The organism is Streptomyces sp. HPF1205 (assembly GCF_020400825.1).
Classification (GTDB): domain Bacteria; phylum Actinomycetota; class Actinomycetes; order Streptomycetales; family Streptomycetaceae; genus Actinacidiphila.
Genome location: NZ_JAINVH010000144.1, coordinates 1 through 586, shown reverse-complemented (window position 1 = coordinate 586; position 586 = coordinate 1). Strand labels below are relative to the sequence as shown.

At 67.2% G+C, this 586-nt stretch carries 1 protein-coding gene; it reads right to left on the bottom strand.

Translation table 11 applies throughout. The features are described 5' to 3' along the window. Positions 1-586, bottom strand: a 586-nt coding sequence (locus K7G61_RS36025; RefSeq protein ID WP_225851368.1) for a zinc-binding dehydrogenase, incomplete at both ends; no start/stop codon positions are given.

Here is a 586-nt window from a genome sequence, read left to right as displayed (position 1 = left end):
CAACTCGGCCGCGCCGGGGGCCTGGAGGCCGCGGCGGCTGAGCAGCAGCAGATTACGGGCGCCGTGCTCGGCCACCAGGTGCCGGGCCACCTGAGCACCCAACGAACCCGTGCCGCCGGTGACCAGCACCGTCTTGTCCGGGTCGAGGTCATGCGGAACGGTCAGGACCACCTTGCCAATGTGCTTGGCCTGGCTGACGAAACGGAACGCCTCCCGCGCCTGCCGCACATCCCAGCACCGCACCGGCAACACCGACACCACACCCGACGCGAACAACCCACCGAGCTCACCAAGCATCTCCGCAATCCGGTCCGCACCCGCATCAAACAGGTCGAACGCCCGATACACCACACCCTCGGGCAGCGAGTCGGCATCCCGGACATCCGTCTTGCCCATCTCCAGGAACCGGCCACCACGCGGCAGCAGTTGGAGGGAAGCGTCGATGAACTCTCCGGCCAGGGAGTTCAGAACCACATCCACACCCTCGCCGTCGGTGACCGCCAGGAACTTCCCCGCAAACCCCGTGTCGCGGGAGTTGGCGATGTGGTCGTCATCCAGACCCAGTCCGCGCAGCGTGTCCCACTTC